This is a genomic window from Streptomyces adustus (genome assembly GCF_009377175.1).
GTDB classification, from domain to species: domain Bacteria; phylum Actinomycetota; class Actinomycetes; order Streptomycetales; family Streptomycetaceae; genus Streptomyces; species Streptomyces adustus.
On record NZ_VJZD01000390.1, the window covers coordinates 1 to 5,644 of the forward strand.

Sequence of the window (5,644 nt, forward strand, 5' to 3'; positions counted from 1 at the left end):
CAACAGCCCCCGCACATACGCCTGCCCCCACCGCCGCTGATCCGCACGGAAGAACCCGTCGAACAGATCCGCCGCGAACGCCTCCAAGTCCTCACGGACCCCGGCCATCTCCTCAGGTGTCACACCAACCCAACGACACCAACCCACCAGCAGACACTCCAACCACGAGCGAATCTGACCAAGCCCTACTAGTACTGGCCAGGATTCCGGCCTCGAGCTCGGGATGCCCGCAGCCAGGCGACCCATTGCCCGGCGTCGCGGCCAGCCCGCTTGCCGAGCGGCGGCCGGTGGCCGGTATCCACGGGAACCGTAGACATCCGCCTACAGTGCGAAGCAGGCCAGCACCCGGTGCATTGTGAACGATCTTCCGGCGTTGGTCGCGGCTCAATATCCAGGGCCTGGTCCTCCCCGATGGTGAAGTGCGCCTGCGTCCGATGTTCGGCCGCATCCCGCAACTTGGCAACGATCTCCCCCTCTCCCCACGGACAACGATCGCCTGGCGAGCTGCCGGGGGCCGCCGGTCTCAGTATCGACACCTGCGAGCGGGGCCGCGGAGTTCGAGAACGTCGGAGCCGTCATGCGGCTGCGTCGAGCACTGTTCATGCATCGTTCTGCGAGGGCTGCGGGTTCTGCGAGAGCTGTCGCTCCAGCTCCGTGCGGATGTCAGCGCACAGTTCCCCGGTGCGGGCCCAGTTGATGATCAGCTCTGACACGTGATGGAGCTTGATGTCCGTCCGCTGGGAGACCTCACGGAGCACATCCCACCCCTGCTCCGGCGTCAGCTGTTTTGTGGCGAGGACGACTCCGATGGCTTGGTCGACCACGGCGTGCGCGCGCATCGCTTCGAGAAGCTGCGCCTTCTCTTCCTGCAGCTCCTGCACACGTTCCGCTTCGTGGCCCTTCACCTGTTCCGCCAGCCAATTGTGCAACTGGATCCGACTCATCCGCGGATGGTCCACCGTCGCGCCTCCATCCGCTCCCAGATCGGTTGCCGGTTCTGTCATTTCCCTGCCCGACCGCGCCGAGGGCATCCCGCACAGGACCGGTCAGGGACCCAGCCGTCGAGGGGGAGCCGACGTGGGGGCGCTGCTATTGACTCTATTGGGCGACGCGGCGGATGTCCGTAGCGGGATTTCTTAGGGCCGGGGAAAGAATGTCGGCATGCGGAAACACTGGGCGTATCAGTTCCGGGACAGCCCAGGGCGTGACGACGTCGAGGCCCTGGCCGAGGTCAACGGGATGCCTCGGCAGGTCTGGGTGCGGCAGTGCCCCAACACCGACGGGCTGGTGGACGGGTACGTCCTGGGGTACGCCGACCCGTCGGCGCAGACTGCCGTCTACACCTGGGTGCGGCGTGGGGAGCCTGATTCAGTCGCCGCTTACCTGTTGGAGCTTTTGGCCGAGGTTTGCCCCAGGGAGAGTCCCTGGTAGGTCCGCGAGGAACGAGTGGATGAACCCGGACTTCGGCAGGCAGGGGATGGGATGGCGCTGAGAGCAGGCTCCGACAAGCCCGACATTGCCTTTTTACATACATGTCAGCTTTGTGGGTACGCGTTGGCATCTATCCTCTGGAGGTTGTCATGGCTCTGCCCCGCCGTGCCGACGTACTCTTGCCGGTACACCGAGGTCCTCGATCTCCTGCCTGCTTGCCGAGGCCATCGACACCGCGGGTGCCGACCTCGCCCTCCACGGACGCGCGCACGCTGGCATCGAGACCGGCGGCGGAGTGACTGCGCAACTACGCCCGGCCTGTCATCGGAGCGGCGTTCCACGTCCACCGCCTGGACCCGTGACGGATCCACCGCCGAAACCCGTGATGGCCCGGGACGGACCGCTCACCGGGGTACCCGGCTGCCGTAAGCCGTAGTCGGACCGTGAGAGAGGAGCCTGTCATGGCCAAGCATGTACGCGACATCATGACCAGCGAGCTGGTGACCGCCGAACCGCAGGCGTCGGTGAGCGCCGTGGCCCGGATGATGCGGGACGAGGACGTCGGCGTGGTCCTGGTGACCGAAGACGGGCATCTGCGGTGCCTGGTGAGCGATCGCGACCTGGTGGTACGAGCCTTCGCCGAGGGAGTGGACCCGGACGAGACCACGGTGATGCAGGCGGCCAGTGAGGATCTGGTCACCGTCACCCCGGACGACACCCTGGACCGGGCGGTGCGGCTGATGCGCGAGCACGCCGTGCGCCGGCTCCCGGTCGTCGAGGACGACCGGCCGGTGGGCATCCTCGCCCTGGGCGATCTGGCGATCGAACGTGACGAGACGTCGGCCCTGGGCGACATCAGCGCGGCCCGGCCGAACACCTGAGGCGCCCAGCCGACCGAGCGCCGGCCCGGCCCGGGCACGCCACATCCCGGGGCTGCAACCCCCGGACGCCAGAAAAGCCAGGACCGATGCCGGCACAGCAGGGCGTCGCCAGAACGATGTCTTCACCCGTTACTGCCAGCGGCACCCCGCACCGGTATCCGTGAGGCGCCGGTCCGGACGGGATGCCGCTTGGGCAGGTTGCTGGCGTCGAGTTGCCGGGACACTCCGGTAGCGCACCTCCTTGCTGTGGGCACTCAGCCGCCGCCCGCGGTTCCGGCGGAGTATCTGGATACTCGCACTGTCACCAACCCGTCTCGGACGATGCCCGGTGACACCGACGCCCGTCCGAGTCAGCCGAGGAGGGACGTCGCGATGTCTGCGCAGTCCGGGCCCGGGGCCGCTCGTGAGGAGCACGGCGCAGTGGAGGGGACGGGCGGGCACGCCCCGGAGACAGGCTCCGCGGGTGATGTACCGGCGTTCTGGTCCCAGTTCCCTCAGTCGTCGCGCCGGGATTCCCGCGGGCGGCGTCGGCGGTCGTGGGTGACCGTGGGCTTCGGTCTGGGCCTGGGGGCGAGCTTGGCGTGGCTGGCGGTCCAGACGGTCCTGCGGGTGAGTTCGGTGCTGACCTTGCTGCTGCTGGCCGTGTTCATCGCGATCAGCCTGGAACCGCTCGTCGTGTGGTTCACGCGCCGGGGTCTGCGGCGCGGCTGGGCCGTCGCGATCGTGCTGACGGGGTTCATCGTGGTGCTCGGCGGTTTCCTGGCTCTGGTCATCCCGCCGGTGACGAGAGAGATCTCTGCACTGGTCGACGCCGTACCGGGCTGGCTGCAACAGGTGCACGACCACCAGTCGACGATCGGGCGCCTGGAGGACCACTATCACCTGGTCGAGAGGGCCAAGCACGAGATCGACTCGGACAGCGGAGCGACCGGCCTGGCCGGCGGAGTCCTGGGCGCAGGCCACATCGTCCTCAGCGCTCTCACTTCGGGGGCGATCGTGATCACGGTGACCGTCTACTGCATGGCGGCATTGCCGGCCGTCAAACAGTTCTGCTTCCGCTTCGTGGCGGCCAGCCGCCGCGAGCGTGTCGAGGGCGTGGCCGAAGAGATCATGAACCGGACAGGCAAGTTCATGCTCGGCAACCTCGTCACCTCGGGCATCGCCGGAGTGGCGACCTTCGGCTGGTGCGCGGCCCTCGGTGTCCCGTATCCCGCCGCCCTGGGCATCTTCACCGCCCTGATGGACCTGATTCCGATCGTCGGCTCCACTCTCGCCGGCATCGTCGTCAGCCTCGTCGCGCTGTCGGTGTCCCTTCCCATAGCGATCGCGACAGCCGTCTTCTACATCGTCTTCCGGGTCGCCGAGGACTATCTCATCGTGCCGAGGGCCATGCAGTTCGCCGTCGATATCCACCCGCTGGTCACCATCCTCGCCGTGCTGGTCGGCGGCGCGCTCCTGGGCATCATCGGCGCCCTTGTCGCCATCCCGGCGGCCGCTGCCATAGGCCTGGTCCTCGACGAGTACGTCTTCCCCAAGAAAGAACGGACATGACGCAACCTCGCGGACGGCGCTGCCCAGACCGGCGCAGGAAAAGGCCCCTACGGCCGTTTCGTCCGCCTGAAAGGACACGAGAGGGGGGTACGCCTACTGGTGCCACGTCCGGCCCGTCCGCCCACGGATCCTGTCCGGCGACGTGCCCGAGGAGCACTGGGCGATCACTTGACCGTGTGGAACGCGGAGTTCGAGCCGACGCGGGAGTGGAGCTCGATCGGGCTCAACGGAGCCGACGAGCACCTGTTGAGCGTCCGAAGTGGCGCCAAATCGCCTCCGCGCAGCGGGGGAGCCTCAGGGTGAGGCAGGAACTGGATGCGGTCGTGCAGCGGCGCCTGGAGAGGCTCGGAAGGGGCAGGTCAGGCAGTCAGAGCCTGTTCGATGGTGGGGTGGCAGGAGATGAGGGTGTCGACCCCGACCATCCGCAGCTGGCGCAGGACAGGCTCCTGGGCACCGGCGATGCGCAGCCATCCCTGGGCGTCACATGCCTTGCGGTGGGCGGTGATGAGGACGTTGATGCCGCTGGAGTCCATGAAGGTCACACCGCTGAGGTCCAGCACGATCCGTAGCGGGGACATCGTGCTGTCCGCGGACAGCAGAGCGCTGCTGAACACGCCCCGGACGTCATAATCGATCTCACCCCGCACGCTCGCCACATGGACGCCGTCGACCATACGGCGGTCGATGGACAGCCGGTCGGCTTTCCAGTTCTCGGTCACCGTCTCCTCGATTGGGTAGGCCTGTCCTGGATCGCATGATCCTGCCCACCACCGGGTCTGGTACACCCCGCAGTGCTGGCGCCGCACGCGGTTCGGCCAATGGGTCTCGCGACCCTGAGGCAACCGCTCGAGAGGCGCTCCCCGGTGCCCTCGACGGTGTCCGCTGTTCGGAGTCAGGTGCGGATGAGATGCGGCCACCGGTGACCATCGCGGGGGTGAAGACGGAAGACCAGGCGATGACCGCAGGCAGAGCGTAGTCCTGCCCGCGAGCCGGAGCATGGCCTCATGGACGGCGCCGCGGGGCGATCCCCCGAACGGCTGCGCAGGCGGTCCGGGATCCTGCTGGTTCCTCGGGTGAGCAACGCCCGGGACCCGTGGCGGGTCGCACCGTTCAACGATGCCCGTGAACAGGCGTCACGCCGGCGCGAGCCGCAGCCTGCGATCCGGGCAGAGGCAGACGTCAGCGACCAGGACGGACCCGCCAGCCGTTCGCGTGTCTGATCGGTCCAGGGCGTGGTCAGGTGTCCGCCGCAGCCGTAGCTGTAGTGACAGCGGGACGCGCACGCCTGCCGGGTCATGCGAGCCGATATGTGTGTGGTGGACCTGCCCCCGGGCGGCGGGACCATCGTAGGGCCGCCCCGGACGCTGCATGCCCTACGCGCGTCGAAGCGCGCGCAGACCTCCATCACATCACGTGCGCCCCGGCCGCGACGGTCCGGGGGACGACCACTCCGAGCGGGACCTGCCGGTAGTTGGAGCCGTCTGTGGAGCAGACACCCAGGCTGCCGGCATCGAAGCGGACCTCGCCGTCCACCCCGCGCGCAGGGCCACCACCAGGTCGCCGAGAAGCTCTGCGGGGATGCCCTTGGCTCATGGCCTGCCTCCGGTCCGGTGGCCAGCCGCCTGGGTTCCCGGCCTGGAACCCGGACGTGCGCAGCCCGGCCCGGATACCGCTCGCTGCGGGGGTCAGGACTTGCCGCGGCCGGTGATGAGGTCGCGGGCCCGGTCCACCAGGCCGGCGCCGGGCGCGAGAAGTTTGTTGGCGGGCGGGGTGTTCGGGGC

5 protein-coding genes and 2 pseudogenes are annotated in these 5,644 nt (G+C 68.4%); 4 read left to right on the forward strand and 3 right to left on the reverse strand.

Features of this window, described 5'->3' with window-relative positions:
- Window positions 1–599: 599 nt before the first annotated feature.
- Window positions 600–944, reverse strand: coding sequence for an ANTAR domain-containing protein (locus tag FNH09_RS43995; RefSeq protein WP_152895479.1), 345 nt, complete (start codon window positions 942–944; stop codon window positions 600–602).
- Window positions 945–1,161: 217 nt separating this feature from the next.
- Between FNH09_RS43995 and FNH09_RS44000 the strand changes: the two genes are divergently transcribed.
- From FNH09_RS44000 to FNH09_RS44015, 4 genes and pseudogenes are all read left to right on the forward strand, one after another.
- On the forward strand, window positions 1,162–1,431 hold the full coding sequence (locus tag FNH09_RS44000) for a hypothetical protein (protein WP_152895480.1): 270 nt from the start codon (window positions 1,162–1,164) through the stop codon (window positions 1,429–1,431).
- Between the two features lie 163 nt (window positions 1,432–1,594).
- Window positions 1,595–1,793, forward strand: a pseudogene (locus FNH09_RS49315) (metallophosphoesterase); the annotation flags it as partial.
- A 99-nt stretch (window positions 1,794–1,892) separates the two neighbouring features.
- Window positions 1,893–2,312, forward strand: coding sequence for a CBS domain-containing protein (locus tag FNH09_RS44010; RefSeq protein ID WP_152895481.1), 420 nt, complete (start codon window positions 1,893–1,895; stop codon window positions 2,310–2,312).
- A gap of 540 nt (window positions 2,313–2,852) precedes the next feature.
- Window positions 2,853–3,863 carry an AI-2E family transporter gene (locus FNH09_RS44015; RefSeq protein WP_162470017.1) on the forward strand — a complete coding sequence of 337 codons (1,011 nt, stop codon included), beginning with the start codon at window positions 2,853–2,855 and terminating at the stop codon, window positions 3,861–3,863.
- Between the two features lie 359 nt (window positions 3,864–4,222).
- On the opposite strand, the gene FNH09_RS49320 is transcribed toward FNH09_RS44015, so the two are convergent.
- Window positions 4,223–4,582, reverse strand: a complete 360-nt coding sequence (locus FNH09_RS49320; RefSeq protein ID WP_338017865.1) for an STAS domain-containing protein — start codon at window positions 4,580–4,582, stop codon at window positions 4,223–4,225.
- A gap of 966 nt (window positions 4,583–5,548) precedes the next feature.
- Window positions 5,549–5,644, reverse strand: a pseudogene (locus FNH09_RS44025) (hemerythrin domain-containing protein); the annotation flags it as partial.

Bases quoted from the DNA above. Each gene is read 5' to 3' on its own strand.
- FNH09_RS43995 (WP_152895479.1), bottom strand. From the start codon at position 944: ATGAGTCGGATCCAGTTGCACAATTGGCTGGCGGAACAGGTGAAGGGC.
- FNH09_RS44000 (WP_152895480.1), top strand. From the start codon at position 1,162: ATGCGGAAACACTGGGCGTATCAGTTCCGGGACAGCCCAGGGCGTGAC.
- FNH09_RS44010 (WP_152895481.1), top strand. From the start codon at position 1,893: ATGGCCAAGCATGTACGCGACATCATGACCAGCGAGCTGGTGACCGCC.